The organism is Streptomyces sp. NPDC086147, from assembly GCF_040702165.1.
In the GTDB taxonomy this organism is placed as follows: domain Bacteria; phylum Actinomycetota; class Actinomycetes; order Streptomycetales; family Streptomycetaceae; genus Streptomyces.
This window is the reverse complement of the sequence record NZ_JBFBJO010000001.1, coordinates 314,427-340,613: the sequence shown is the minus strand read 5'-3', so window position 1 is coordinate 340,613 and position 26,187 is coordinate 314,427. Positions and strand designations below refer to the sequence as shown.

General features: G+C 73.7%; 22 protein-coding genes. 13 read left to right on the top strand and 9 right to left on the bottom strand.

Annotation, left to right across the window (positions count from 1 at the left end; genetic code table 11):
- Positions 1–8: 8 nt before the first annotated feature.
- Positions 9–1,061, bottom strand: coding sequence for a hypothetical protein (locus tag AB0398_RS01690; protein ID WP_366371462.1), 1,053 nt, complete (start codon positions 1,059–1,061; stop codon positions 9–11).
- A gap of 494 nt (positions 1,062–1,555) precedes the next feature.
- On the opposite strand from AB0398_RS01690, the gene AB0398_RS01685 reads away from it, so the two are divergent.
- Positions 1,556–3,268, top strand: a complete 1,713-nt coding sequence (locus AB0398_RS01685; protein WP_366371461.1) for a glycosyl hydrolase family 18 protein — start codon at positions 1,556–1,558, stop codon at positions 3,266–3,268.
- A gap of 91 nt (positions 3,269–3,359) precedes the next feature.
- Here the strand turns inward: AB0398_RS01685 and AB0398_RS01680 are convergent, their stop codons facing one another.
- A complete protein-coding gene (locus tag AB0398_RS01680) occupies positions 3,360–4,691 on the bottom strand; it encodes a serine/threonine-protein kinase (RefSeq protein WP_366371459.1) in 1,332 nt (443 codons plus the stop codon).
- Positions 4,692–4,861: 170 nt separating this feature from the next.
- Here AB0398_RS01680 and AB0398_RS01675 point away from each other — a divergent pair, with 170 nt between their 5' ends.
- A complete protein-coding gene (locus AB0398_RS01675; RefSeq protein ID WP_366371457.1) occupies positions 4,862–6,226 on the top strand; it encodes a M14 family zinc carboxypeptidase in 1,365 nt (454 codons plus the stop codon).
- 140 nt (positions 6,227–6,366) lie between these two features.
- Positions 6,367–7,233 (top strand): hypothetical protein, encoded by an 867-nt coding sequence (locus AB0398_RS01670; protein WP_366371455.1) that lies wholly within the window; start codon positions 6,367–6,369, stop codon positions 7,231–7,233.
- Between the two features lie 48 nt (positions 7,234–7,281).
- Here AB0398_RS01670 and AB0398_RS01665 read toward each other — a convergent pair whose 3' ends face one another.
- The 3 genes from AB0398_RS01665 to AB0398_RS01655 are packed head-to-tail and all read right to left on the bottom strand — an operon-like array spanning position 7,282 to position 9,532.
- A complete protein-coding gene (locus AB0398_RS01665) occupies positions 7,282–7,704 on the bottom strand; it encodes a RidA family protein (protein ID WP_366371453.1) in 423 nt (140 codons plus the stop codon).
- Complete coding sequence (locus tag AB0398_RS01660) at positions 7,701–8,462, bottom strand: IclR family transcriptional regulator (RefSeq protein WP_366371451.1); 762 nt, start codon at positions 8,460–8,462, stop codon at positions 7,701–7,703. The genes AB0398_RS01665 and AB0398_RS01660 overlap by 4 nt, the downstream gene beginning before the upstream one ends.
- Positions 8,459–9,532, bottom strand: a complete 1,074-nt coding sequence (locus tag AB0398_RS01655; protein WP_366372328.1) for a sugar kinase — start codon at positions 9,530–9,532, stop codon at positions 8,459–8,461. The genes AB0398_RS01660 and AB0398_RS01655 overlap by 4 nt, the downstream gene beginning before the upstream one ends.
- A gap of 195 nt (positions 9,533–9,727) precedes the next feature.
- Here AB0398_RS01655 and AB0398_RS01650 point away from each other — a divergent pair, with 195 nt between their 5' ends.
- Entirely contained in the window at positions 9,728–11,050 is a 1,323-nt protein-coding gene (locus tag AB0398_RS01650) for an alanine racemase (RefSeq protein WP_366371449.1), read from the top strand.
- A gap of 19 nt (positions 11,051–11,069) precedes the next feature.
- Positions 11,070–12,674: a D-aminoacylase gene (locus AB0398_RS01645; protein ID WP_366371448.1), complete on the top strand. Its 1,605-nt coding sequence runs from the start codon at positions 11,070–11,072 to the stop codon at positions 12,672–12,674.
- Here AB0398_RS01645 and mptB read toward each other — a convergent pair.
- Positions 12,649–14,169: a polyprenol phosphomannose-dependent alpha 1,6 mannosyltransferase MptB gene (mptB, locus tag AB0398_RS01640; protein WP_366371446.1), complete on the bottom strand. Its 1,521-nt coding sequence runs from the start codon at positions 14,167–14,169 to the stop codon at positions 12,649–12,651. The genes AB0398_RS01645 and mptB overlap by 26 nt on opposite strands.
- 119 nt (positions 14,170–14,288) lie before the next feature.
- Between mptB and AB0398_RS01635 the strand changes: the two genes are divergently transcribed.
- The 6 genes from AB0398_RS01635 to AB0398_RS01610 all read left to right on the top strand — a co-directional run bounded on the left by AB0398_RS01635 (position 14,289) and on the right by AB0398_RS01610 (position 20,721).
- Positions 14,289–15,500, top strand: coding sequence for a pyridoxal phosphate-dependent aminotransferase (locus AB0398_RS01635; RefSeq protein ID WP_366371445.1), 1,212 nt, complete (start codon positions 14,289–14,291; stop codon positions 15,498–15,500).
- A gap of 80 nt (positions 15,501–15,580) precedes the next feature.
- Positions 15,581–15,976 carry a hypothetical protein gene (locus tag AB0398_RS01630; protein WP_366371443.1) on the top strand — a complete coding sequence of 132 codons (396 nt, stop codon included), beginning with the start codon at positions 15,581–15,583 and terminating at the stop codon, positions 15,974–15,976.
- 141 nt (positions 15,977–16,117) lie between these two features.
- On the top strand, positions 16,118–17,254 hold the full coding sequence (locus AB0398_RS01625; protein WP_366371441.1) for a hypothetical protein: 1,137 nt from the start codon (positions 16,118–16,120) through the stop codon (positions 17,252–17,254).
- Complete coding sequence (locus AB0398_RS01620) at positions 17,251–18,504, top strand: toxic anion resistance protein (protein ID WP_366371439.1); 1,254 nt, start codon at positions 17,251–17,253, stop codon at positions 18,502–18,504. Before AB0398_RS01625 ends, AB0398_RS01620 begins: the two co-directional genes overlap by 4 nt.
- An 8-nt stretch (positions 18,505–18,512) precedes the next feature.
- On the top strand, positions 18,513–20,141 hold the full coding sequence (locus AB0398_RS01615) for a substrate-binding and VWA domain-containing protein (RefSeq protein ID WP_366371437.1): 1,629 nt from the start codon (positions 18,513–18,515) through the stop codon (positions 20,139–20,141).
- Positions 20,128–20,721 carry a hypothetical protein gene (locus AB0398_RS01610; RefSeq protein WP_366371435.1) on the top strand — a complete coding sequence of 198 codons (594 nt, stop codon included), beginning with the start codon at positions 20,128–20,130 and terminating at the stop codon, positions 20,719–20,721. Before AB0398_RS01615 ends, AB0398_RS01610 begins: the two co-directional genes overlap by 14 nt.
- Positions 20,722–20,850: 129 nt before the next feature.
- On the opposite strand, the gene AB0398_RS01605 is transcribed toward AB0398_RS01610, so the two are convergent.
- Complete coding sequence (locus AB0398_RS01605) at positions 20,851–22,674, bottom strand: phosphoenolpyruvate carboxykinase (GTP) (protein ID WP_366371434.1); 1,824 nt, start codon at positions 22,672–22,674, stop codon at positions 20,851–20,853.
- Positions 22,675–22,870: 196 nt separating this feature from the next.
- Between AB0398_RS01605 and AB0398_RS01600 the strand changes: the two genes are divergently transcribed.
- Positions 22,871–23,557: a hemolysin III family protein gene (locus AB0398_RS01600; protein WP_366371432.1), complete on the top strand. Its 687-nt coding sequence runs from the start codon at positions 22,871–22,873 to the stop codon at positions 23,555–23,557.
- 17 nt (positions 23,558–23,574) lie between these two features.
- On the top strand, positions 23,575–24,180 hold the full coding sequence (locus AB0398_RS01595; protein WP_366371430.1) for a TetR family transcriptional regulator: 606 nt from the start codon (positions 23,575–23,577) through the stop codon (positions 24,178–24,180).
- A gap of 6 nt (positions 24,181–24,186) precedes the next feature.
- Here the strand turns inward: AB0398_RS01595 and AB0398_RS01590 are convergent, their stop codons facing one another.
- Together AB0398_RS01590 and AB0398_RS01585 are read right to left on the bottom strand one after the other, a co-directional pair.
- Positions 24,187–25,116 carry a hypothetical protein gene (locus AB0398_RS01590; protein ID WP_366371428.1) on the bottom strand — a complete coding sequence of 310 codons (930 nt, stop codon included), beginning with the start codon at positions 25,114–25,116 and terminating at the stop codon, positions 24,187–24,189.
- A gap of 63 nt (positions 25,117–25,179) precedes the next feature.
- On the bottom strand, positions 25,180–26,187 hold the full coding sequence (locus AB0398_RS01585; protein ID WP_366371427.1) for a glycosyl hydrolase: 1,008 nt from the start codon (positions 26,185–26,187) through the stop codon (positions 25,180–25,182).

Genomic DNA, 26,187 nt, shown 5'->3' with positions numbered 1-26,187 from the left:
GGCACGGTTCATGGCAGGGCGCGGGGGGTGTGCGCGCCGGGTCCGAGGGCCCGGGTGGGGTGCGGGACGGCGGGCCTCAGGGCGCGGGGGTCCGCGGAGGTGTCCCCGGAAGCCAGGGCGTGCCGCGGATCGGCGGTGCGGGGATCGACGGCGCGGGAGGCGGCGGTGCGGGGATCGGCGCCCTGCGCGCCCGTGTACGCGCCCGCGTAGGTGCCGCCGCCCGGTTCCGGCACCGTCAGGGGCGCCGCGCAGAAGCCGCAGCGGTCGCCGATCAGGTCCATGCCGCACCAGTGGCAGGTCTCGCGCCGTACGGAGGCGACGAGTTGGTGGAGGACGGCCGGGTCGGGGAGGTACGCGGCGAACTCGACGAGTTTCCCGGTGCCCCACCAGCCGGGCGAGGCGGCGGGCAGCGGGGTCTCCTGGACGGGGCCGGGGATCCGCCAGCGCGGCACGAGGGTGGTGGCGAGCCAGTCGGTCTGGAGCTGGCCGCGGGCGAGGAGGAGTTCGGTGGCGAACTCGGGGCCCGCGAGGGGCTCCTCCGCCTTGCCTCTGCCGCCGACGCGCACCATCTGCGGGGTGGGTCCGGCGAGGACGGCGAAGTGGGCGCCGGGCAGCCAGCTCTTGAGGTGGGAGCCGAGGCCGACGGGGACGCGGTCGAGCCGGGAGACGGAGCCGAGGACGGCACCCGCGTAGATGTAGTGGGCGAGCAGCCGGGCGGCGGAGGCGAGGACTCCGGGGCTGAAGTCGAAGGCGGCCAGCTGGCAGAGCTGGCGGACGAGGACGGCCGCGCCGAGCGGCGGCAGGTCGGTCCTGACCAGGGCGATCCGGTCGCTCTCCAGGAGGGAGCGGACGGCGTGGAGGCGGTTCTCGACGGCGGCCGGGACGGAGGTGGGGCAGACGACGACCACGTGTCCGTACCGGGCGAGGAGCTGTTGCAGGTCCGCGACCGAGGCGTCCAGCGGGCGCCCTTCGGGGGGCGGGAGCACGGCGGCGCGCGGGGTTCCGGGGTCGGTCGGCGGCAGCACCAGGTCGCCACTGGTGACCGCGATCGCTGTCGGCACGTCGGACCCCCCGTCCCCTCCGGCCCCCGGAGTCACGGGGGTCACGGTTCACTTACCGCGTTCACGACGTCACACCGGGGTGCGGCCGTCTCTGCACCTTATCCGCGTGCCCCGGGGTGGTGAACACACAATCCGCCAAGCTCCCTCCATTTATTCGGCTCCGGGCCCCGGGTCCGGTGGCGGACCCGGTTCCGGACCCGGGAGCGGGCCCGGAACCTGCCCCGATCCCGCCGGAGCGCGTTCCGGAGCACATCCCGGAGTGCGCCCGGGAAGCCGGGCCCGCGGTCCTTTCCGGCCCCGATTCCCCGCTCCCCCCGAACACCGTTTGCCGCCAGAGGTCTTGACAATGCGATTGGTCTGGACCAACTTGTTCGCACAACGGTGGCCACCGTCCCGACCCGTACCCCTCGTACCGCCTCGTACCCCCGTACGAACCCCCTCCGTACGACGACGTACGGCACCTCCACATCCCCAACTCCCCACGGAGGATGCACGTGGACCGCACCACCACCCGCCCGCGCGGCCGCAGATGGCTCGGCGGAGCCCTCGCGCTCGCCGTCGGCTCCGGGCTCGTCCTCGTCGGCGGAGCCGGCACCGCCCAGGCGGCGGACGTCAACGTCGCCAAGAACGCGGGCTTCGAGAACGGCCTCGCCAACTGGGCCTGTTCCGCCGGGAGCGGCGCCGCCGTCTCCTCGCCGGTCCGCACCGGCGCCGGCGCCCTCCGGGCCGCCCCGGCCGGTCTCGACAACGCCAAGTGCGTGCAGACCGTGACCGTGAAGCCCAACTCGACGTACACGCTGAGCGCCTGGGTCCAGGGCGGCTACGCCTACCTCGGCGCGAGCGGCACCGGCACCGGCACCGGCTCGGTCTCCACCTGGACGCCGGACTCCCCGTCCTGGAAGCAGCTCACCACCACCTTCACCACGGGCGCCTCCACCACCTCGGTCGAGATCTACACCCACGGCTGGTACGGCACCTCCCCCTACCTCGTCGACGACGTGAGCGTCTTCGGGCCCGACGGGGGCGGCGTCCCGGACCCCGACCCGGTCGTCCCGACCACCCCGGCCGGCCTCGCGGCGGGCACCGTCACCTCCTCCTCCGTGAGCCTGAGCTGGGGCGCGGTCTCCGGCGCGACGGCCTACAAGGTGTACCGGGACGGCACCGGCCCGCAGACCGTGAGCGGCACCTCCGCCACGATCACCGGGCTCACCGCCGACACCGCGTACCAGTTCCAGGTCTCCGCGACGAACGCCGCGGGCGAGTCCGCGAAGTCCGCCGCCGTGACGGCGCGCACCGCCAAGAACCAGACCGGCCCCGGCCCGGCCGTGCCCAAGCACGCCGTGACCGGCTACTGGCAGAACTTCGACAACGGCGCGGCCAAGCAGAAGCTGCGGGACGTGCAGGCGGCGTACGACATCATCGCCGTCTCCTTCGCCGACTCGACGACGACGCCCGGCCAGATCGTCTTCAACCTCGACCCGGCCGTCGGCTACGCCTCGGTCGCCGACTTCAAGGCGGACGTGGCGGCCAAGAAGGCGGCCGGCAAGTCCGTGATCATCTCCGTCGGCGGCGAGAAGGGCAACGTCACGATCAACAGTGACGCGAGCGCCACCGCCTTCGCGAACAGCACGTACGCCCTGATGCAGGAGTACGGCTTCAACGGCGTCGACATCGACCTCGAACACGGCATCAACTCCACGTACCTCACCAAGGCGCTGCGCCAGCTCTCCGCGAAGGCGGGTTCGGGCCTGGTCCTGACGATGGCCCCGCAGACCATCGACATGCAGTCCACGGGCACGGAGTACTTCAAGACCGCGCTCGCCGTGAAGGACATCCTCACGGTGATCAACACCCAGTACTACAACAGCGGTTCGATGCTGGGCTGCGACGGCAAGGTCTACAGCCAGGGCTCGGTGGACTTCCTCACCGCGCTCGCCTGCATCCAGATCCAGGGCGGTCTCGACCCGTCCCAGGTCGGCCTGGGCGTCCCCGCCTCCACCCGGGGCGCGGGCAGCGGCTACGTCTCCCCGCAGGTCGTGAACAACGCGCTCGACTGCCTGACCAAGCTCACCAACTGCGGAAACTTCAAGCCGGCCCAGGCCTGGCCGTCCCTGCGCGGCGCCATGACCTGGTCCACCAACTGGGACGCGACGGCCGGCAACGCCTGGTCGAACGCGGTCGGCCCGCACGTGCACGGCCTCCCGTAACGGGATCCTTCCCCGTCCCCGTACGGCCTCCGCAGCGCCGCCGCTCCCCCGGCGGCGCTGTGTCGTTCCCGGGGCCCGGCGGCCGGGCCGCTCAGCGGCGGGGCAGGAACGTGGCCAGGACCGGGTCGAGCCGGGCCACCCACTCCTCGACCCGGGCGGCGCGACGGCCGTCGAGCTCGCAGGTGTAGGCGCCGCCCTCGTGGAGCGAGACCACGACGCGCAGCCCCCGGCCGCGGCGGGTGCGCAGCAGGTCCACGCCCGAGATCTCCGCCCAGCCGAAGTCGATCTCCTCGCCGTAGAGCTGGAGGTGCACGCCGGAGCCGTCGACGACGATCCCGGACACCCGGTCGGCGGCCACGAACTCCGGAACGAAGCCGGGCGGTACGGCTCCCGGCCGTACGGCTCCGGGCGGCGCGGCGGGCGGCGGCGGTACGGCGAAGGCGTCCGGGGGCCCGAAGCCGGGACCCGGCGGCGTCGCGTACCCCTGTCCGTACCCCGGGGGCCCGTAGGCGGGCGCCGTCGGGAGGCCGGAGGGCGGTACGGAGGGTGGTGCGGGGGACGGCGGGGAGCCGTAGGGGTGGGCGGGCGCGGGCACGACCACCGTGGCGGGCGGGCGTTCCCCCTCCCCCGGCGTTCCCTCCCCCGGCGTCCCCTCCCCCAGCGCGTCCAGGATCTCGTCCGGCGTGGGCCGTTCGGCCGGGTCCTTGGCGAGGCAACGGGCCACCAGGGCGCGCAGCGGCTCCGGGACGGAGCCCAGGTCGGGGGCCTCGTGGACCGAGCGGTACATGAGGCCCATCGGGGTGCCGTCCCCGAAGGGGCGGCCACCGGCGGCGGCGACGAGGACGGCGCCGAGGGCGAAGACGTCGGCGGCGCCCGTCACCTCCTCGCCGAGGGCCTGTTCGGGGGCGAGGTAGCCGGGGGTGCCGAAGGCGGACCCGGTGGCGGTGAGGCGGGTCGACTCCAGGGCGCGGGCGATCCCGAAGTCGAGGACGCGGGGTCCGTCGGGGGCCATGACGATGTTGCCGGGCTTGAGGTCGCGGTGGACGAGTCCGCAGGCGTGGATGGCCTCCAGGGCCTCCGCGAGCGCGGCGCCGAGCGCGCGCAGCCGCGGCTCGTCCATGGGGCCCTCGGCGGTGACGAGTCCGGCGAGGGTGGGGCCGGGGACGTAGGCGGTGGCGAGCCAGGGGGCCTCGGCGTCGGGGTCGGCGTCGACGACCTGCGCGGTGTGGAAGCCGCCGACCCGGCGGGCCGCGGCGACCTCGGCGCGGAAGCGTGCGCGGAAGGAGGGATCGGAGGCGAGTTCCGGCCGCGCCACTTTGACGGCGACGGCGCGTCCGCCGCGCGATCGGGCAAGGTAGACGGTGCCCATGCCGCCTTCGCCCAGCTTGTGCTCGATGACGTATCTGCCGATGAGGGTCCCCACGCGGGACAGTATGGCCGAAGTCCCTACCTTGACCGGTCCATGACATAACCTCACCATGTCCGGAACACCCCGCACGACCCGAACGATCCGCAGGGCCCGGCTCCACCCCCGTATCCCCCGATCCGCTTTGTCGTTGTCGCACCCCCCACACTCCCCACCCAGGAGACAGCATGCGACGTTCCCTCCGCGCCAGGAGGCCCGGCAGGAGGTCCGCCACCCTCGCGGCCCTCGTGTCACTCGCCCTCGTGGCCCCCCTCTCCGCGCTCGCGACGCCCGCCGGGGCCGACCCGGCGCCGACCGCCGCCCGTTCCTCCGCGGACGGGGAGGTGGTCCGGCAGTACGAGGTCGCCGGCCCCGCCACCCCGGCCGCCCGCACCGCGCTCGCCGCCACCGGGGTCTCGATCGACGAGGTCGACGCCCGGGCGGTCGTGGTCAGCGCGAACACCGAGCAGCTCGGGCGCCTGAAGGCCCTGGGCTACAAGCCGGTGGCCCTGCCCGCGCCGCCGGACCGCGGCGAGGCGGGCCGGTCGGCCCTGGGGCCGCTGGACTTCCCGTCGGCGGACTCCCGCTACCACAACTACGCCGAGGCGAACGCGGAGATCAACCAGCGGCTCGCCCAGTACCCCTCGATCATGAGCCGGCGGGTGATCGGCAAGTCGTACGAGGGCCGGGACATCGTCGCGATCAAGATCAGCGACAACGTGGCCGTCGACGAGAACGAGCCCGAGGTCCTCTTCACCCACCACCAGCACGCCCGCGAGCACCTCACCGTCGAGATGGCGCTCTACCTGCTGCGCGAACTCGGCGCGGGCTACGGCACGGACAGCAGGATCACCAACGCGGTGAACGGGCGCGAGATCTGGATCGTGCCGGACCTCAACCCGGACGGCGGCGAGTACGACATCGCGTCCGGCTCCTACCGGAGCTGGCGCAAGAACCGGCAGCCCAACTCCGGTTCCTCGTACGTCGGCACGGACACGAACCGGAACTGGAACTACAAGTGGGGCTGCTGCGGCGGCTCCTCCGGCACCAAGAGCTCCGAGACCTACCGGGGCACGGCCCCCGAGTCCGCCCCCGAGGTGAAGGTCGTCGCCGACTTCGTCCGCTCCCGGGTGGTCGGCGGGAAGCAGCAGATCAAGGCGTCGATCGACTTCCACACGTACAGCGAACTGGTCCTCTGGCCGTTCGGCTGGACCACCGCCGACACCGCCCCGGGCATGACCCAGGACGACCGGAACGCCTTCGCGGCGGTGGGCGGGAAGATGGCCGCGAGCAACGGCTACACGCCCGAGCAGTCCAGCGACCTGTACGTCACGGACGGCTCGATCGACGACTACCTGTGGGGCACGCAGAAGATCTTCGCGTACACCTTTGAGATGTACCCGACCTCCTCCTGGAACGGCGGCTTCTACCCGCCCGACGAGGTCATCGAACGCGAAACCGCCCGCAACCGGGACGCGGTGCTCCAACTCCTGGAGAACGCGGACTGCATGTACCGCTCGATCGGCAAGCAGGGGCAGTACTGCGCGGCCTGATCCGGCGGACGGACCGGGGCCGCCGGGGGAACTCCCCCGGCGGCCCCGGCGTTCGTTGCTCGGCCCGTACGCCAACTCCCTTCCCCCGCATATCGATCGACCACGGGGCAGGGGCGCCGGCGGGCTGTAGATTCCCTGCCATGGCCAAGAGCAGAGCGAGTGAGAACCCGGAGTCGCGTTTCTCCGCCGTGCTGGCGAGCGTGGCGAACCTTCCGGGCGTACGCATCGACAGGGAGGCGTACCTCCGGAGCGCCCTGGCCCGGCACTGCTCCGAGGACGAGATACGCAGGGCGATCGAGGACTCCCCCGCGGCGGCGGGCATCCCCCTCGACGTCCTGGACAAGGCGGCCGACGCCTCCATCACCTACGAGACCAGCAAGGCCGGGGCGCTCTCCGCGGCCGCGGGGATGCCCGGCATCTTCGCCCTCCCCGTCACCGTCCCCACCGACATGGCCCAGTACATGAGCCACATGCTGCGCATCGCGCAGAAGCTGGCCTACCTGTACAGCTGGCCCGATCTGCTCTCCACCGACACCGACGATCTCGACGACGCCACCAAGGGGGTCCTCACGCTCTTCGTCGGCGTCATGTTCGGCACCCAGTCGGCGAACAGCGCCGTGGGGCAGGTCTCGAACATGATGGCGAAGCAGGTCGCGAAGAAACTGCCCCAGAAAGCGCTCACCCAGGGCGTCGTGTACCCGATCGTGAAGAAGGTCGCGGCCTATCTCGGTGTCGAGATGACGAAGCAGACCTTCGCGAAGACCGTCTCCAAGGCCATCCCCGTCGTCGGGGCCGTCGTCTCCGGCGGGCTCACCCTCGCGACCTCCCGCCCCATGGCGAAGAGGCTGAAGAAGCACCTCTCCGGCCTGGAGCTGGCGAACCCGGCGCGCCGCGCCGCGGACGGAAACGTCGTGGACGGGGAGGTCGTGGACGTCGTGGACGGGGAGGTCGTGGGCGAGGACGTCCACGGCTCCGCCGCAGGGCGCGCCGAGCCCTCTCCGGCCTGACGCCCCGGCACCCGGGACGACCCGCTCCCGGGTGCCGGACCGTGTCCCTCAGCCAAGCACCGCCAGCGCGTCGATCTCGATGAGGAGGCCGGGCGGGAGGCCGACGTAGACGGTGGTGCGGGCGGAGGCGGGGGCCTTGAGGCCCTGCTCCTCGAAGTACTGGTCGTAGATCTCGTTCATCTCGGCGAAGTGGTCCACGTCCGTCAGGTAGACGCGCGTCATCATCACGTCGTCCCAGGTCGCGCCGCCCTCCTCCAGGATCGCCTTGACGTTCGCGAAGGTCTGGAGGGTCTGCTCGCGCAGGGTCGGGCCCGCGACCGCGGGGGCCCGGCCCTCGACGGCGGGCAGGAAGCCGACCTGGCCCGCCACCTGGAGGATGTTGCCCTTCTTCACGCCGTGCGAGAACTTCGCGGGCGGGGTGGTGTGGGTCGCCGGGGTCAGGGCGGTCTTCTCGGTCGGCTGGTCGCTCATGCGGTGTCCTTGGTCGGTGCGGTGCCGGAGTACTCCCGGCTGATGGCGTCCGCGGTGCGGCGCACCTGCGGGAGGAGGGTGAGGAGTTCCTCGGCCGTGACGACCACGTTGGGCGCCGAGACCGACATGGCGGCGACGACCCGCCCGTCGGCGCCGCGCACCGGGGCCCCGACGCAGTTGATGGACTCCTCGTGGCCGCCGAGGTCGGTGGCCCACCCCTGCTCGCGCACGGTCGCCAGCTCCTTGAGGAAGGCGGCGGCGTTCGGCGTCGAACGGGGCGTGTACGGGGGGTAGTCGAGCTTCGCGGCGACCGCGCGCCGCTCGGCCTCGGGCAGGTCGGCGAGGAGCAGCTTGGCCACGGCGGCGACCGTGATCGCGACGGGCCTGCCGATCCGCGAGTACATGCGGACCGGGTAGCGGCTCTCGACCTTGTCGATGTAGAGGACCTCTCCCTCCTCGTACACCGCGAGGTGGACCGTGTGTCCGATCCGCTCGTTGAGCGCGGTGAGGTAGGGGTGGGCGATCTCCCGGACGTCGAGGTTCTCGACGGCCTCCTGCGCGAGCGCGAAGAGCCGGGCGCCGAGGCGGTAGCGCTGGTCCTGCTGGCGGTGGACGAGACCGTGTTCGTGGAGGGTGCGCAGCAGCCGCAGGGCCGTGGACTTGTGGACGCCGAGGCTCTCGGCGACCTGTCCGAGGTCGGCGGGCCCCCGCGCGAGCAGCGGCAGGATGCTGAGCGCCCGGTCGACGGTCTGGCTCATGGCGTGCGTACCTCCTGGTCGTCCCCCGTGCGGCCGGGGCCTTCCGGGCCCTCGCCCGTCCGCCCGGGGTCCTTCTCGTCGGCCTCCGTCCAGCCGGGGCCGAGGTGAAGTGTCCCCCAGGCCGCGTCGTCGAGCGCGGCCAGGCGGTCGACGCGGTCGCGGCGGGGCGGGACGGCCAGGTCGCCGGGGACCGTGAGGGCGGCGGCGGCCATCAGGTGCCCGTGCCGGAGCCGGGTCCGCAGGTCGAGGCCGCGGAGGGTCGCGGAGAGGAAGCCGGCGGCGAAGGCGTCCCCGGCGCCGATCGGGGAGACGACGTCGACGCGGGGGGCCGGGACGAGGACGTCGTTCCCGTTCCCCGTACGGGCCTCCCGGTCGACCGCCACGGCCCCCGTCCCGCCCAGCTTGACCACGACCGTCCCCGGTTCGGGCAGGGCCTCGAAGACCGCCCGCGCGTCCTCCAGCCCCCACAGCCGCTCCGCCTCGTCCGCGCCGACGAAGACGACGTCGGCGCGGCGGGCCAGGCCGAGGAGCACGCCGGGGGCGTCGCCGTCGCGCCACAGGGCCGGCCGGTGGTTGACGTCGAAGGAGACCAGCGGCCGGCCGGGGCGCGGAGCGGTGAGCTCCCGCACCAGGGCCAGGCAGTCGCCGGAGAGGGCGGCGGTGATGCCGGTGAGGTGCAGGATCCGGGCGCCGGCGACGCTCTCGTACGGGACGGTGGCCGGCGACATGGCCGAGGCGGCGGAACCGGCCCGGTAGTAGACGACCTCGTGGGCGTCGGTGGCCCGGTCCTCGTCCGTGCGGAAGTAGATCCCGGTCGGCCGGTGCGGGTCGCGGCCGACGGCGGTGACGTCGACGCCGTGACCGCCGACGACCTCGACCAGGTGGTCCCCGAAGCCGTCGCCGCCGACGCGGCCGACCCACTTGGCGCGGTGTCCGGCGGCGGCCAGGGCACAGGCGACGTTGGTCTCGGCGCCGCCGATCGCGCGGGCGAAGGAGGGGACGTCCGCGAGGCGGCCCGGCCGGGAGGGGAGGAAGGTGACCATGGACTCGCCGAGGCAGACGACGTCCACGGGGTCCACGGGGTCCACGGGGTCCACGGCGCGGACGACGTCCGGGATCGCGTCCGGGATCGCGTGTCCGCTCACTCTCGTGCTCCCTGCGACTCCCACGGGTCCATTGACCCGGCCTTGGCCCGGATGTTAGACAGCCGTGAGCAAGATGCGCAATGAGCGTTGCACTGAATGCAACACCGCGAGGAGGAGCCCATGGCAGGCCCGGCGAACGAGACGCCCGCGCAGGAGGACGTACGGAAGGGGCACGAGGTCCCCGACCTCTCCGCCGAACGCGTCGACCACCGCTTCAAGGCCCTCCCCCCGGACGCCGGGGGCCTGACCGTCGGCGAGCTCTCCGCTCAGCGCCGCGACCTCTTCACCGGCGGCTACACCACCCCCGTCCTCGCCCTCTCCGCCGAGTCCGTCGCGCACAACCTGCGCCTCCTGGAGACGTACGCCGAGCGCCACGGCCTCGCCTTCGCCCCGCACGGCAAGACCTCCATGGCCCCGCAGCTCTTCGACCGGCAGCTGGCGCACGGCGCCTGGGGCATCACCGCCGCCGTGCCCCACCAGGCCCGCGTCTACCGCGCCCACGGCATCGCCCGGATCTTCCTCGCCAACGAGGTGGTCGACCCCGCCGCCCTGCGCTGGCTCGCCGCCGAGCTGGACGCCGACCCGGACTTCCGCCTCGTCTGCTACGTCGACTCCGTGCGCGGCGTCGAGCTGATGGACGAGGCCCTGCGCGCCGCCGGGGCGGTCCGGCCGGTGGACGTCGTCGTGGAGCTGGGCGCGGGCGAGGGGGCCCGTACCGGCGTCCGTACGGAGGCCGGGTGCGCCGCCGTCGCGGACGCGGTCGCCGCCACCGCCACCCTGCGGCTCGTCGGCGTCGCCGGGTACGAGGGCGAGGTCCCGGGGGCCGACCCCGAGCGGGTGCGCGCCTGGCTGCTGCGGCTCACCGGCCTCGCCGCCGCCTTCGACGCGGAGGGCCGCTTCGACGCCGGGATCGGCGAGATCGTGGTGAGCGCGGGCGGCAGCGCCTGGTTCGACACGGTCGCGGAGGTCTTCGCGGAGATCCCCGCGCTCTCCCTCCCGGTCCTGAAGCTGCTGCGCTCCGGCGCGTACGTCTCGCACGACGACGGCCGCTACCGGGACGTCACCCCCTTCAACCGGGTGCCCGAGGAGGGCGCGCTCCGCCCGGCCTTCCGGCTCTGGTCGCAGGTCGTCTCCCGGCCCACCGGCGAGCAGGCCTTCACCAACGCGGGCAAGCGGGACGCCGCCCACGACCTGGACCTCCCGGAGGCGCAGGTGGTCCGCGACGCCCGCACGGGTGAGATCCGGGCCGCCGAGGGCATCACCGTGACGGGCCTCTCCGACCAGCACGCCTGGCTGCGCACGGAGCCGGGCGCGGACCTGGAGGTCGGGGACTGGGTGGGGATGGGCCTCTCCCACCCGTGCACGTCGTTCGACAAGTGGCAGCTCATCCCGCTGGTCGAGGCCGACGGCACGGTGGTCGGCCACATCCGTACGTTCTTCTAGGCACCGGGGAGCCGGAACAGTGCTGGAACTCGTCATCCGCGACGCCGAGGTCGTCGACGGCGGCGGCGGCCCCTCCTACCGGGCCGACGTCGGCGTCGAGGGCGGCAGGATCACCACGATCGTCCAGGAGGCCGCGGCGGCCGGCTGCCAGCGGCCCACCGGCCGCCGGGTCCTGGACGCCGAGGGCCTCGTCCTCTCCCCCGGCTTCGTCGACATGCACGCCCACAGCGACCTCGCGCTCCTGCGCGACCCGGACCACTCCGCGAAGGCCGCGCAGGGCGTGACCCTGGAGGTCCTGGGCCAGGACGGACTGTCGTACGCGCCGGTGGACGGCCGCACGCGCGCGGAGGTGCGGCGGGCGATCACCGGCTGGAACGGCGACGGCTCCGACGTGGACATGGACTGGCGGACGGTCGGCGAGTACCTCGACCGGCTCGACGGCGCGCACGGCGGCCGGGGCATCGCCGTCAACGCCGCCTACCTCGTCCCGCAGGGGACGGTCCGGGCCCTCGCCGTCGGCTGGGAGGACCGCCCGGCGACGGAGGCCGAGCTCGACCGGATGCGGCGGCTCGTCGCCGAGGGCCTGGAGCAGGGCGCGGTGGGCATGTCCTCCGGCCTGACCTACACCCCCGGGATGTACGCGCCGGACGCCGAGCTGACCGAGCTGTGCCGGGTCGTCGCGGAGTACGGCGGCTACTACTGCCCGCACCACCGCTCGTACGGGGCCGGGGCCCTCGACGCGTACGCGGAGATGGTCGCCCTGACCCGCGCGGCCGGGTGCGCCCTGCACCTGGCCCACGCCACCATGAACTTCGGCGTGAACGAGGGCCGGGCCCCGGAGCTGCTCGCCCTCCTGGACGCGGCCCTGGACGCCGGCGCGGACATCAGCCTCGACACCTACCCGTACACCCCCGGCTGCACGACCCTGGTGGCCCTGCTGCCGAGCTGGGCGAGCGAGGGCGGCCCGGAGGCGGTGCTCGCGCGGCTCCGGGACGACGCGACGGCCGAGCGGATCCGGCACCACCTGGAGGAGACCGGCTCGGACGGCTGCCACGGCGTCCCCGTCGACTGGGACACGGTCGAGGTCTCGGGGGTGACCGGACCGGCGCTCGCGGGGTTCGTCGGCCGCCGCGTCGACGGCTGGGCCACGGCCCGCCGGCTCCTGGTCGAGGACCGGCTCGGCACCACGATCCTCCAGCACGTCGGGCACGAGGAGAACGTCCGGACGATCATGTGCCACCGGGTGCACACCGGCGGTTCGGACGGCATCCTCCAGGGCCTCAAGCCGCACCCGCGCGCGTACGGCACGTTCCCGGAGTACCTGGGGCGGTACGCGCGCGACCTGGGCGTCCTCTCCCTGGAGGAGTGCGTCGCCCATCTGACCTCCCGCCCGGCCGCCCGCCTCCGCCTCCCCGACCGGGGCCTGGTCCGCGAGGGGTACGTGGCCGACCTGGTCCTCTTCGACCCGGCGACGGTCGCCTCCGGCGCGACGTACGAGAACCCCAGGACCCTCCCGACCGGCATCCCGCACGTGCTGGTCGGGGGGAGGTTCGTGATCGAGGACGGGAAGCGGACGGACGTGCTCGCGGGCCGCGCGGTCAGGAGGACGCCGGTCTCCCGGTAGAACCGGCGCGCACGGGTCCGGCGTCCTCCGCGGCGCCGGCCCGCCACGGCTCCCGCCGCGCCCACAGCAGCCCGAGCGCGGCCACGACCGCCGCCGCCGCGAACCCGTACCACGGCGTCCGTCCCGACGGCGCCGTCTCGTACACGAGGGCCGCCGAGAGCACCGCGAGAACCTGCCCCGCCCGGCCGTACCACGCCACCGACGCGACGACGGCCGTCCCCCACAGCAGGTACCAGGGCTGGACCATCGGCGAGAGCGCGACGAGGGCCACCAGGGAGAGGCCGAGGCCGAGGACCGGGTCGAGGAGCTCCCGCCACGAGCGCCACGCGAGGACCGCGATCAGGACGAGCGCGGCGGCGAGGCCCAGCTTCTGCACGAGGTCCTTGACCGGGTCGGGGTCGTCCGCGAGGAGCAGCCCGAGCCCGAGCCCGAGGTCGCTGGTGACGGACAGGGCGGTGTGGATGGTCCCGGCGACGCTCTGCGTCCGCAGCCATCCGAACCCGGTCCCGGCGAGCAGCGTCGCCCCGGCCGCCACGGCCCCCGCGACGGCCCCGGGCAGGACGAGGCCCTTCGCCAGGCCCCGGGCGCCGCCCCCGTCCCGGCGGGCGACCATCACCCCGATGAAGAGCAGGGCGACCGCCGCCGGGGACTTCACCATCACGGCGAGGCCGACGAGGACGCTGCCGAGCACCCACCGGCCCCGCGTCGCGAGCAGGACGCCGCCGAGGACGAGGGCGGCCATCAGGCCGTCGTTGTGCGTGCCGCCGACGACGTGGATGAGGAAGAGCGGGTTGAGGACGGCCAGCCACAGCGCGCCCGCCCGGCCGCCGGGCCCGCCGCCGAGCCCCCGTACGGCCCACACGGCGAGCGCGAGCGCGCCGAGGGCGATCAGGCGCATGCCGAGGACGGCGGGCACGACCGCGCCGCCGGTGAGCTTCACGACCGCCGCCGCGAGGAGCAGGAAGGCGGGCCCGTACGGGGCGGGGGTGTCGGTCCAGTGCCCGCCGACGCTCGCCGCCGCCTCGGCGCCGAGGTCGCCGGGGCCGAGGACGGAGGGCCCGGCGCCGTACACGTCGTGCCCTTCGAGGACCATCGCGCCCTGGGCGACGTAGCTGTAGACGTCCGCGCTGTACAGCGGCGGGGCGAGGAGCAGCGGCACGGTCCAGCAGACGAGTGTGCCGAGGACCCCGCCCCGTACCGCCTCCCCGTTTCCGGCGGACGCCCCGTCCCGTACGGCCTTCCCGTTCCCGCCCGGCGCCCCGCCCCGCGCCTCCCGGCCCAGCAGCACCCCGTACCGCCACCACGCCGCGACGAGCAGGGTCAGGCCGAGGTACGCGAGGAGGGCGCCGGCGACGGCGGGCGCCGGGCCGTGCCGCTCCCACAGGCCCCAGCCGCCGCGCACCGGCAGCGTCCCGGCGAACCATCCGCCCACGGCGACGGCGAGCGACCCGCCCGCACCCAGCCACCGGCATCCGGAGGCACTGAAAACCCACATGGCGTGCCAACCTATCCGGCCCCGTCGCACGGCGGCGTCCCCGGCCCCCGGCCCGCCGCCCTCCCCGACGTGGCCCAAAACACGGAGCGTCCCGGCCGCCCCGGCCGTAAGCTCTCGTCATGCAGGTGATCCAGTCCACGAAGCTCGCCAACGTCTGTTACGAAATCCGGGGTCCGGTGCTCGAAGAGGCGATGCGGCTCGAAGCCGCGGGTCATCGCATCCTCAAGCTCAACACGGGCAACCCTGCGGCCTTCGGCTTCGAGTGCCCGCCCGCCATCCTGGAAGACGTGCTGCGCAACCTGGCCGACGCGCACGGCTACGGGGACGCGAAGGGGCTGCTCTCGGCCCGCCGGGCGGTGATGAGCCACTACGAGACCAAGGGCATCCCGCTCTCCGTCGAGGACATCTACCTCGGCAACGGCGTCTCCGAGCTGATCCAGATGGCGATGCAGGCGCTCCTCGACGACGGCGACGAGGTCCTCGTCCCGGCCCCGGACTACCCGCTGTGGACGGCCTCGGTGTCGCTCGCGGGCGGCACGGCCGTGCACTACCGCTGCGACGAGCAGGCCGACTGGATGCCTGACCTCGCGGACATCGAGCGGAAGATCACCGACCGCACCAAGGCGATCGTGATCATCAACCCGAACAACCCGACGGGCGCCGTCTACGACGACGAGATGCTCCGCTCCCTGACGGAGATCGCCCGCCGGCACGGCCTGGTCGTCTGCTCGGACGAGATCTACGACAAGATCCTCTACGACGGCACCACGCACACCCCGACCGCCGCCATCGCCCCCGACCTGCTCTGCCTCACCTTCAACGGGATGAGCAAGAACTACCGGGTGGCCGGCTTCCGCTCCGGCTGGCTCGCGGTCTGCGGCCCGAAGCACCACGCGTCCTCGTACATCGAGGGCCTGACGATCCTCGCCAACATGCGCCTGTGCGCGAACATGCCGGCGCAGCACGCGGTGGCCGCCGCCCTCCAGGGCCGGCAGTCGATAGAGGACCTCGTCCTGCCGGGCGGGCGGCTCCTGGAGCAGCGGGACACGGCGTACGAGCTGCTCACGCAGATCCCGGGCGTGACGTGCGTGAAGCCGAAGGGGGCGCTGTACCTCTTCCCGCGGCTCGATCCGAACGTCTACAAGATCAAGGACGACCGGCAGATGGTCCTGGACCTGCTGCGGGCCGAGAAGATCATGGTGGTGCACGGGACGGGCTTCAACTGGCACGAGCCGGACCACTTCCGGATCGTGACGCTCCCGGCGGCGGCGGACCTGGCGGACGCGGTGACGCGGATCGGGCGGTTCCTGGACGGCTACAGCCAGCCGTGACCTCCCCACCATCGGACACGACTCAACTTTAGACTCGATCTAAGCTAGGATGGCTCCAGAGCACCTCAGGAGGCCGTCCCATGTACGAACCGATCCGCACCAAGTCGGTCCACCGGATGGCCGACGACGACCACGACGCGTATCCGCACCGTTCCCGCGAGGAGGAGCTGGACATCCAGCTCGCCGGACACCTCGCGGCCCTGCTCGCCGTCACCGACGAGCTGGGCGACACGGAGGCCGGCGAGCTCATCGCCCGGCAGGTGGCGCGGCTGCGCGGCGCACCGCCCGCGCGGCACGCCGCCCTGAGCGGCGCGTCCGCGCGGGAGCTGCACGGAAAGGCGCACGCCCTCGCGGGCCGTGCCCTGGTCGTCGCCGCCTCCCGGGCCGACACGGCCGTCGCGATCCTCGCCGCCGGGCGGATGGACGCGCACACCGCGGCACTGGCCGGGGAACCCACCCTGGTCGCCGCCCCCTGACGGCCCCGGTCCGCGCGGCACGAACCGCGCGGACCGGGCGCCAACCACTCCCCTTCCGGGCGGGGGTGCGCGGTAGCGACCCCTCCGGTTCGGTACCGGGATCGCCCCTTCACCCCCCGTCCACCCGGCCCGCCCCGGAACGTGGGTTTCCGCGAGCACGCTTCCCGTGTGAGACGCATCCTGGGAATCGTCCTCGCCGTCCTGCTCCTCGGCGGCGTGGCCGCCGTCCTCGTGACGGGCGGCGACGAGGACACGGGCACGGCGACGAAGACCGTGCGGGGAGTCATCGGATCGGAGAAGGCCGAGTTCTTCGCCGATCCGCAGGTGGTGAAGGCCCTGGCCGCCAAGGGCCTCACCGTGGGCACCCAGACCTCCGGGTCCTGGGACATGGGCGAACTTCCCTTCGAGGGCTACGACTTCGCCTTCCCGGCCTCGAAGGCCCCGGCCGACGGCCTCCGCGCCAAGGCCGCCGAGCGGACGAAGGACAGGGCGGCCACCGCGCCGCTGCGGCCCTTCTACTCGCCGCTCGTCGTCGTCGCCCACAGCGCCGCCGCCCGGATCCTCGCCGGCAACGGCCTGGCGACCCTCGGCCCGCGCGGCACGAGCGGCACCCTGAAGATGGACGCCTACCTGGCGGCGGCCCGCGCCGACCGCACCTGGCAGCAGCTCAAGGGGGCCGAGGGCCACGCCGAACTGCGCGGCACCCTCTTCATCACCTCCACCGACCCGGTCGCCTCCAGCTCCGGGGCCCTCTACCTCGCCGCCGCGAGCTACGTCGCCGACGGCGGGCGGGTCGCGGGCGACAAGGCCGCCGTCGCCCGCACGGCCCCGCTCCTGCGCAAGCTGATCCAGGTCCAGGGCGCCCAGCAGGCCGGCTCCGACGCCCCCTTCCGCGACTTCGTCAGCGGCGTCGGCAACCCGCTGGTCCTGGTGTACGAGTCCCAGGTCGCCGCGCAGCTCCTGGCCGGCCGGCCCATGGGCGACCTCGTCGTCCTCTACCCGGACACCACGGTCAGCAGCGACCACACCCTCGTACCGCTCACCGAGAACGGCCGGGCGCTCGGCGAGCTCCTCTCCACCGACCCCGAGCTGCGCCGGCTCGCGGTCCGCCACGGCTTCCGGCCGCAGGGCGCGGCGGGCGAGTTCACCGCCGCGACCGACGGCCACACCGCCTACCTCAACCAGACGCTGAGCGGAGTCCGCCAGGCGCCCGTGCCCACCGGCGAGGTGCTGCACGAGATGGCGCTGCGGGCCCGCGACCAGGGGGACACCGCATGACGACACCGCGAGACCCGAGGACCGCCGCCCCGAGAGGGACGACGGGCCCGGGACACACCACGGCCCCGGCCCCGCCCGGGCAGGACGTCCCGCTCGTCCTCACCCCGCCCGCCCCCGTGCCGCCGATCCGCGCCGCGCAGGCCTCCGGCCTGGTGCCGCTCGGCGAGGCGGCCCGTACGGAGATGGCCCGCCGGGCCGCCGAGTACATCGGTTCGATCGAGGGACTCGACCCGCGCTCCCCCGAGTTCGCGGGCCGCGTCGGCGAGGTCGCGGCGCTCGGCGCGGGCGAGATGCGCTCGGCCGCCCAGCAGTCGAACCGCATGCTGGACCGCACGGTCCGCTCCCTCGGCGCCGGAGCCCCCGGCGGCGACCCGCGGGCCCGGGTCGGCGCCTCCCTCGTCGAACTCCGGCGCACCGTCGAGGACCTGGGCCCCCGCGACACCCCCGCCAAGGGCTTCAAGGGGTTCCTGGCGAAGCTCCCGGGCGGCAACCGGCTGCGCGACCACGTCGCCGCGTACGCCTCCTCGCAGACCACCCTGAACCGGATCGTCGGCGCGCTGCGCGGCGGCCAGGACGAACTGCGCCGGGACAACGCCGCGCTGGAGACCGAGCGGACCCGGCTGTGGGAGACCATGAGCAGGCTCCAGGAGTACGCGGTGCTCACCGAGGCCCTCGACGCGGCCGTGGAGGAGCGGATCGCCGGCACCCCCGACCCGGCCCGGGCGGACGCCCTCCGCGCCGACCTGCTCTTCCCGGTCCGGCAGAAGCACCAGGACGTCCTGACCCAGCTCGCCGTCTGCGCCCAGGGCTATCTGGCGATGGACGTGGTCCGCCGGAACAACGACGAGCTGATCAAGGGCGTGGAGCGGGCGGCGACGACGACCCTGTCGGCGCTGCGGATCGCGGTGATGCTCGCCTCCGCCCTGGAGAACCAGCGGAAGGTCACCGAGCAGGTGGACGCGCTGCGTTCCACCACCGAGGACCTGATCCGGGGCAACGCCGGGATGCTGGCGACCCAGGCCGGCGAGATCCAGCGGATCGCGGCGGACCCGGCGGTCGGCGCGGAGACCCTCCGGACCGCCTTCCAGCAGATCTACCGGACGCTCGACACCATCGACGCGTACAAGGCGCGGGCGACGGAGTCGATGGCGGCGACGGTCCAGTCCCTGACGGCCGAACTCCAGGAGGCGAGCGCCCATCTGGAACGCGGGCGGCGCGCGCACGCGCCGGAGGGCGGGGCCCTCTCATGACCGGCCTCATGACCGACGCCTCCCGCACGCCCCGCAGCCGCCCCCGTCCCCGGGCCCGCTCCCGCTTCCCGAGGCGTACGTTCGCCGCCCTCGCCCTCGCCCTGCTCGTCACCGCCACCGGCGGCTCCTGCGGGCCCGGCGACCGGTCCGCGAAGGACGACGGGAGCACGGCGTTCGAGCCCGGCACCCTCCGCGTCCTCGCCTCCTCCGAGCTGGCCGACATGGCCCCGGTCCTCGAAGAGGCCCGGAAGGCGACCGGGATCACCGTCCGCCCCACCCACGCCGGCACCCTCGACGCCGTCGAGCGGATCGCGTCCGGCGAGGCGGAGAAGGACTTCGACGCGGTCTGGCTCTCCTCCAACGACTACCTGCGGCTCCGCCCCGACACCGCGAGGAGGATCACCGGCGAGACCCCGGTCATGACCTCCCCGGTGGCGCTCGGGGTGCGGCCCGCCGCCCTCTCCCGGCTCGGCGGGGACCCGGCGAAGGTGACCTGGTCGCAGCTGCACCGGGCCGTCGCCGACGGGAGGCTGACGTACGGCATGACGGACCCCAAGCGCTCGAACTCCGGTCTCTCCGCGCTCGTCTCGGTCGCCTCCGGGCTCTCCGGCGCCCAGTCGGCGCTGACCGGGGAGGACGTGCGCCGGGCCACGCCGAAGCTCAAGGAGTTCTTCACCGGGCAGAAGCTGACCTCGGGCTCCTCCGGCTGGCTGGCCACCGCCTACGGGCGCCGTCCCGACGTGGACGCGCTCGTCAACTACGAGTCGGTGCTGCTCTCCTCGTTCCCGGCCGGGGAGCTGACCGTGATCCGGCCGTCCGACGGCGTCGTCACCGCCGACTACCCGTTCACCCTGCTCGCCTCCGCACGGCCTGAGGCGAAGGAGGCGGCCGGGCGGCTCACCGCGTACCTGCGCACCCCGGACGTCCAGCGGCGGATCACGGAGACGACCCTGCGCCGCCCGGTCGTCGCCGGGGTCGCCCCGGCGCCCGCGCTCGCCCGCGACCAGCGCCGCGAACTCCCCTTCCCCGGCAGCCGGTCCGTCGCGGACGGGCTGCTCGACGCGTACGACAACACCCTGCGCAGGCCCTCCCGCACGGTCTACGTGCTCGACACCTCGGGCTCCATGCGGGGCGAACGGCTCGACCGGCTCAAGGCGGCCCTCACCGAGCTGACCGGGGACTTCCGGGACCGCGAGGAGGTCACCCTGATGCCGTTCGGCTCCTCGGTGAAGCGGGCGGAGGTGCGGACGCACACGGTCGACCCGGCATCCCCGAAGGCGGCGCTGGACGCGATCAGGGCCGGGGCGGCGGGCCTCTCGGCCTCCGGCGGCACGGCGGTCTACTCCAGCCTCCAGGAGGCGTACCGCTCCCTCGGGAGGTCGCCGGGCGACGTCTTCACCTCGGTGGTCCTGATGACGGACGGCGAGAACACCGACGGCGACACGGCCGACGGCTTCGCCGCCTTCCACCGCTCCCTCCCGGCGGAGCAGCGGCGCACCCCGGTCTTCCCGATCCTCTTCGGGGACTCCGACCGGGCCGAGCTGGAGGGGATCGCGGAGCTGACCGGCGGGAAGCTCTTCGACGCCACCGGGGGCTCCCTGGACGGCGCCTTCGAGGAGATCCGTGGCTATCAGTGAGCGGCTGCTGCGGTACGCGGAGTCCCGCAAGAACCTGGCGGGCTGCCTCGGCGGCCTGGCCGGCGTGGGGATCGCCCTCACCGGCGCGGCGGGCGGCCTCTGGCCGCTGGTGGTCGCGGGCCTGTACGGGGCGGGGGCGCTGATCGCCCCGCCCGAGCGGCCGGACGCGCCGGACTTCGAGGACGGGGGCGAGCGGCTCGAATCGCTGCGGGCGGACTTCGCGACCCTGCGGGCGTACCTCGCGGAGGCGGACCTGCCGGCCGTCGCCCGCGAGCGGCTCGCCGAGCTGGACGCGCTGCTCGAAGCGCTCCTGGAGCCGGGCTGGGTGAGCGACCCGGACCATCTGCGCGTACTGGCCCGCGCGGTCCGCCAGGACGTGCCGGAGGCGGTCGACACCTTCGTACGGACCCGGTGGTGGTCGCGCGTGGCGCCGGGCACGGAGCCGCCGGAGCGGCACCTGGAGCGCCAGCTGGCCGCGCTGCGCGAGGAGGCGGCCGGGATCGCCGCCGCGCTCCACGAGGCGGAGGAGATCCGGCAGCGGACGCACACCCGCTATCTGGAGGACCGGGGGCGCGGCTGACCGGGCGCATGCGCCGGCCCCCGGAGCCTGAGGGGGCGCCGGGGGCCGGGCGGATCGTGGTGGGCCGTCGTGACCCCACTGGTCAGGGCGGAATTTCGGGGCAACCCACCACGAGTTCGGGGTGCGGGATCAGCCGAGGCGCTCCACGAGCGCGCGGTACTCGTCCCACAGCTCCTTCGGCGTGTGGTCGCCGAAGGTGTTGAGGTGGTCGGGGACGAGGGCGGCCTCCTCGCGCCACACGTCACGGTCGACCTTGAGGAGGAACTCCAGGTCCTCGGCCGGCAGGTCCAGGCCGTCGGTGTCGAGGGACTCCGCGGTCGGCAGGATGCCGATCGGGGTCTCGACGCCCTCCGCCTTGCCGTCGAGGCGCTCGACGATCCACTTGAGGACGCGGCTGTTCTCGCCGAAGCCGGGCCAGACGAACTTGCCGGCGTCGTTCTTGCGGAACCAGTTCACGTAGTAGATCTTCGGCAGCTTCGCCGCGTCCGCGTCGGCGCCGACCTTGACCCAGTGGGCCATGTAGTCGCCCATGTTGTAGCCGCAGAAGGGCAGCATGGCGAAGGGGTCGCGGCGCAGCTCGCCGACCTTGCCCTCGGCGGCGGCGGTCTTCTCGGAGGCGACGTTGGCACCGAGGAAGACGCCGTGGTTCCAGTCGAAGGACTCGGTGACCAGCGGGACGGCGGAGGCGCGGCGGCCGCCGAAGAGGATGGCCGAGATCGGCACGCCCTTCGGGTCCTCCCACTCCGGCGCGATGGTCGGGCACTGTCCGGCGGGGACGGTGAAGCGGGCGTTGGGGTGGGCGGCGGGCGTCTCGGACGCGGGCGTCCAGTCGTTGCCCTTCCAGTCCGTGAGGTGGGCCGGGGCCTCCTCGGTCATGCCCTCCCACCACACGTCGCCGTCGTCGGTGAGGGCGACGTTGGTGAAGACGGAGTTGCCCCAGAGGGTCTTCATGGCGTTGGCGTTGGTGTGCTCGCCGGTGCCGGGCGCGACGCCGAAGAAGCCGGCCTCGGGGTTGATCGCGTACAGGCGACCGTCCTCGCCGAAGCGCATCCAGGCGATGTCGTCGCCGATGGTCTCGACGGTCCAGCCGGAGATCGTGGGCTCCAGCATGGCCAGGTTGGTCTTGCCGCAGGCGGAGGGGAAGGCGGCGGCGACGTACTTCGAGCCGCCCTGCGGCGGGGTGAGCTTGAGGATCAGCATGTGCTCGGCGAGCCAGCCCTCGTCGCGGGCCATGACGGAGGCGATGCGGAGCGCGTAGCACTTCTTGCCGAGCAGGGCGTTGCCGCCGTAGCCGGAGCCGTACGACCAGATCTCGCGGGTCTCGGGGAAGTGCGAGATGTACTTGGTGGAGTTGCAGGGCCACGGCACGTCCTGCTCGCCCTCTGCGAGAGGGGCGCCGAGGGTGTGGACGGCCTTGACGAAGAAGCCGTCGGTGCCGAGCTCGTCGAGGACGGCCTGTCCCATGCGGGTCATGGTGCGCATGGAGACGGCGACGTACGCGGAGTCGGTGATCTCGACGCCGATGGCGGAGAGCGGGGAGCCGACGGGGCCCATGCAGAAGGGCACGACGTACATGGTGCGGCCGCGCATCGAGCCGCGGAAGATGCCGTCCTCGCCCGCGAAGACGTCCTTCATCTCCGCCGGGGCCTTCCAGTGGTTGGTCGGGCCCGCGTCCTCCTCCTTCTCGGAGCAGATGAAGGTGCGGTCCTCGACGCGTGCCACGTCGGAGGGGTCGGAGGCGGCGTAGTAGGAGTTCGGGCGCTTGACCGGGTCGAGCTTCTCGAAGGTCCCCTTGGCGACGAGCTCCTCGCACAGGCGCTCGTACTCGGCCTCGGAACCGTCGCACCAGACGATGCTGTCCGGCTGGGTGATCTCGGCGATCTCGTTCACCCAGGAGACGAGCTCCTGGTGCTGGGTGGGGACGGTGGTGGGAGCCGCGTTGTCGCGCGCCACGATTGCTCCTTTTGAGGGGTTTTTTAGATGTTTGCCCCGTGGGGGCCGCGACCCGGATGCTTCGTAGCTTGCTCATCCGGTGCCGACCGCACTCATTTGATCATCCGATGGAACTGCCCATATGTCCAGAGGGCCGCACATGTGAGCATCGCCACTCATATTCGGGACCTACGGGCCCGTAGGTACGATTCCGTGCATGACTGCAGCTACCCCGGAAGTGACCCCGGACGACCCTTCCCCGGTGCTCCCGCTGAAGCCCATGCTGAGAGGCTGGCTGCACGCGGGCATGTTCCCCGCCGTGATCGTCGCGGGCCTGGTCCTGGTCGCCCTCTCGGACTCCCCCCGCGCCCGCGTCGCCTGCGGGATCTACGTCCTCACCGCGTGCCTGCTCTTCGGCGTCAGCGCGCTCTACCACCGCGGCACCTGGGGCCCGCGCGGCGAGGCCGTGCTCCGGCGCCTCGACCACGCCAACATCTTCCTGATCATCGCGGGCACCTACACCCCGCTCACCCTGCTCCTGCTCCCCGACTCCACGTCGAAGCCGCTGCTGTGGGCGGTCTGGGCGGCGGCCGTCGCCGGCATCGCCTTCCGCGTCTTCTGGGTCGGCGCGCCCCGCTGGCTCTACACGCCCTGCTACATCGCGATGGGCTGGGCCGCGGTCTTCTTCCTGCCCGACTTCCTGCGCACGGGCGGCATCGCCGTCCTCGTCCTGGTCGTCGTCGGCGGTCTGCTCTACAGCGCGGGCGGGATCATCTACGGCATCAAGCGCCCCAACCCGTCGCCGCGTTGGTTCGGCTTCCACGAGGTCTTCCACACGCTGACCCTCGCGGCCTTCATCGTCCACTACGTCGGCATCTCGCTGGTCGCGTACCAACACGCCTGACCTGCGAGAATGGTGGCATGGCCGCCGACGTCCCCGCCCGCCCGAGTCTCCGCGAACGCAAGAAGGCGAAGACCCGCGCGGCGATCCGGAGGGCCGCCTACCGGCTCGCCGCCGAGCACGGCTGGGAGGCCGCCACCACCGAGCGGATCGCGGCGGCGGCCGAGGTCTCCCCCTCGACCGTCGCCCGCTACTTCCCGGTCCGCGAGGACATCCTGCTCACCGGCGAGGACGACGCCCTCCTCGAAGCCCGGCTGCGCGCCCGCCCCGCCGGCGAGGACCCCCTGGAGTCCCTGCGCGCGGTCCTCCTCGAAGCGGTCCGCACCGCCCTCGCCGAGGAGCCCGAGGAGACCCGGCTGCGCGCCCGCCTCATGGTCGAGATCCCCGCCGTGCGCGCCCGCCTCACCGAGACCACCGCCGAGACCGGCCGCCGCCTCGCCCGCGCCCTCGCCAACCGCACCGGCCGCGCCCCCGACGCCCTGGAGGTCCGCGTCTTCACCGCGGCCGTCCTCGGCGCCCTCCGCGAGACCACCGTCCACTGGGCCGAACACGGCCGCACCGACGACCTCGTGACCCTCCTCGGCCGCACCCTCGACACCCTCAGGGGCGGCCCGGCGCTCCCCTGACCCCGCTCACACCGGCAGGTCGCCCTCCCCGCCCGTCACCTCGCGCGCGATACGGCTCCACTCGTCCCGCCCGCCGGGCAGCGGCCAGGCCCAGGTGGGCCGCGTCCCCGTGCGCAGCTCCGCGAGACGGCGGGCCAGCGCGGGCCCCGCGATCTCCGCGCCGTCGGGAACGACGTCGCCGTGCCGGGCGCGGAGCCCCGCGAAACGGGCCAGCTCCGCCTCGTAGTCCCGCGCCGCCCGCTCCGTCCCCGCCGCCACCTCGTCTCCGGACGCGGTGCGGTCCAGGTACAGCAGCGGGGGCGCGACCGACTCGGCGATCGCGGCGGCCAGCCGGGCGTGGCCGTCCAGGACCACGTGGCAGTCCAGACCGCTGACCCACCACAGCAGGACGGGCGGAAGGATCCCGTCACGGGCCTGCTTGCGGTACGCCTTGACCCGCGCGTCGCCGTGGTCCGGCATCGGCCGCAGCGGCAGGACCTCCCACGCCCCGTGGTGGACGAACCAGTCGAGGTACCCGTCGGGATGGCCCTCGACGAGCGTCTCGCCCCAGTACGCGGAGGGCGGCAGGTTCAGGTGGTTCCAGAACGCCGGGCCCTCGTACGAGAGCAGCCACCGCCCGTCGTGCAGCGGCCCGTCCGGCGCCTCCGCCAGGTGCTCCGCGAAGCGGTGCGCCCAGCGGTCCGGCCGCCCGGCCGCCTCCCGCGCGGCCGCGGCCCGCAGCGGCGGGACGACGGAGCGGTAGGCGTCGGTGCGCCGGAACACGACCCCGCAGTGGTCGTCGTCGACGGCGGCGAGGAGCACCGGCCGCCCCTCCTGCGCGAGCAACAGCCGCCCCTCGGCGGCGAACGGGCACAGTCCGGGCCGGCCGCGGGACTCCACCTCCAGGGACAGCCCCGCCCGGCCGCCGTCCTCCCCGAGGACATCGGTGCGTCGCATGCCGAGAACCCTAGGGCGTGTGTCGAAAGTCCCGCCTGCCCGGCGGCGCCCGGCACGCACGCCCTAGAGCCCGCCCGGCGCTCCCAGCACCTCCCTGACCACCCGCGCCGACTCCGGATTGTCCGCGCACTCCCACACCCCGTGCGGGCAGTAGTCCGTCACCGTCTGGTAGACCGGCCGGTGCACGGCGAACCAGTCGAGCATCCCCCGGACGTACGCCGGGTTGTCGCCGTTGCGGAAGAGGCCCCACTCCGGGTACGAGACGGGCTTTCCGTGCTCCTCCGCGAACCGGACGTGGTGGGCGAGGCCGTACTCCTCGTTCACCTGGCCCTCGAAGGAGAGCCCCTCGGGCTGGTCGTAGGCGTCCATGCCGATGATGTCGACGACGTCGTCCCCGGGGTAGCAGAGCGGCCACGGCACGGCGTCGCGCCCCCGGCTCGGCGTGAAGTCGAAGCGGAACCGCTGCCCCGGCACCGCCCGCAGCACCTCCACCGTCCGCCGCCAGTGCGCCTTCCACGCCTCCGGGTCGGGACCGCAGCGGTGGCTGTACGTGGTGCCGTTCATCTCCCAGCCCAGGACCAGGACCGCGTCCCCGAGCCGGTGCTCCACCAGCCGCTCCCCCAGGGCCCGGAAGTGCCCGTCGAACGCGCCCGCCGCGCCCCGCCGCAGACCCTCCCGCACCTCGGCGTCGGACAGGCCCTCCTCGCTGCGGTCGAGCAGCGGCACGTTGAGCACGAAGAGCCGCCCGGGCCGCTGCTCCTTCCAGCGCGCCCACGGCCCGAAGAGCGCCGGATGCCCCTCGATGTTGGACCAGCGGTCCCCCGGCAGATACGTGTGCCCGACGGTCAGCGCCGTGCCGCCGAGCCACTCCCGCACCTGGGCGATCCGGCGCACCCCGGCCTCGTCGGAGCCGGTGAAGAACCCCGAGGGCACCCCCTGCGGCGGCCGTTCCCCGGCGGGCCGGCCGTCGGGCGCGAGCCGGTCGTGCGACAGGAGGAGGACGAGAACGGCCGCGAGCAGCACGATCGGTGCGGCTCGCGGCCGGAAGGACGTCGAGGAGGGGCGGTTCAC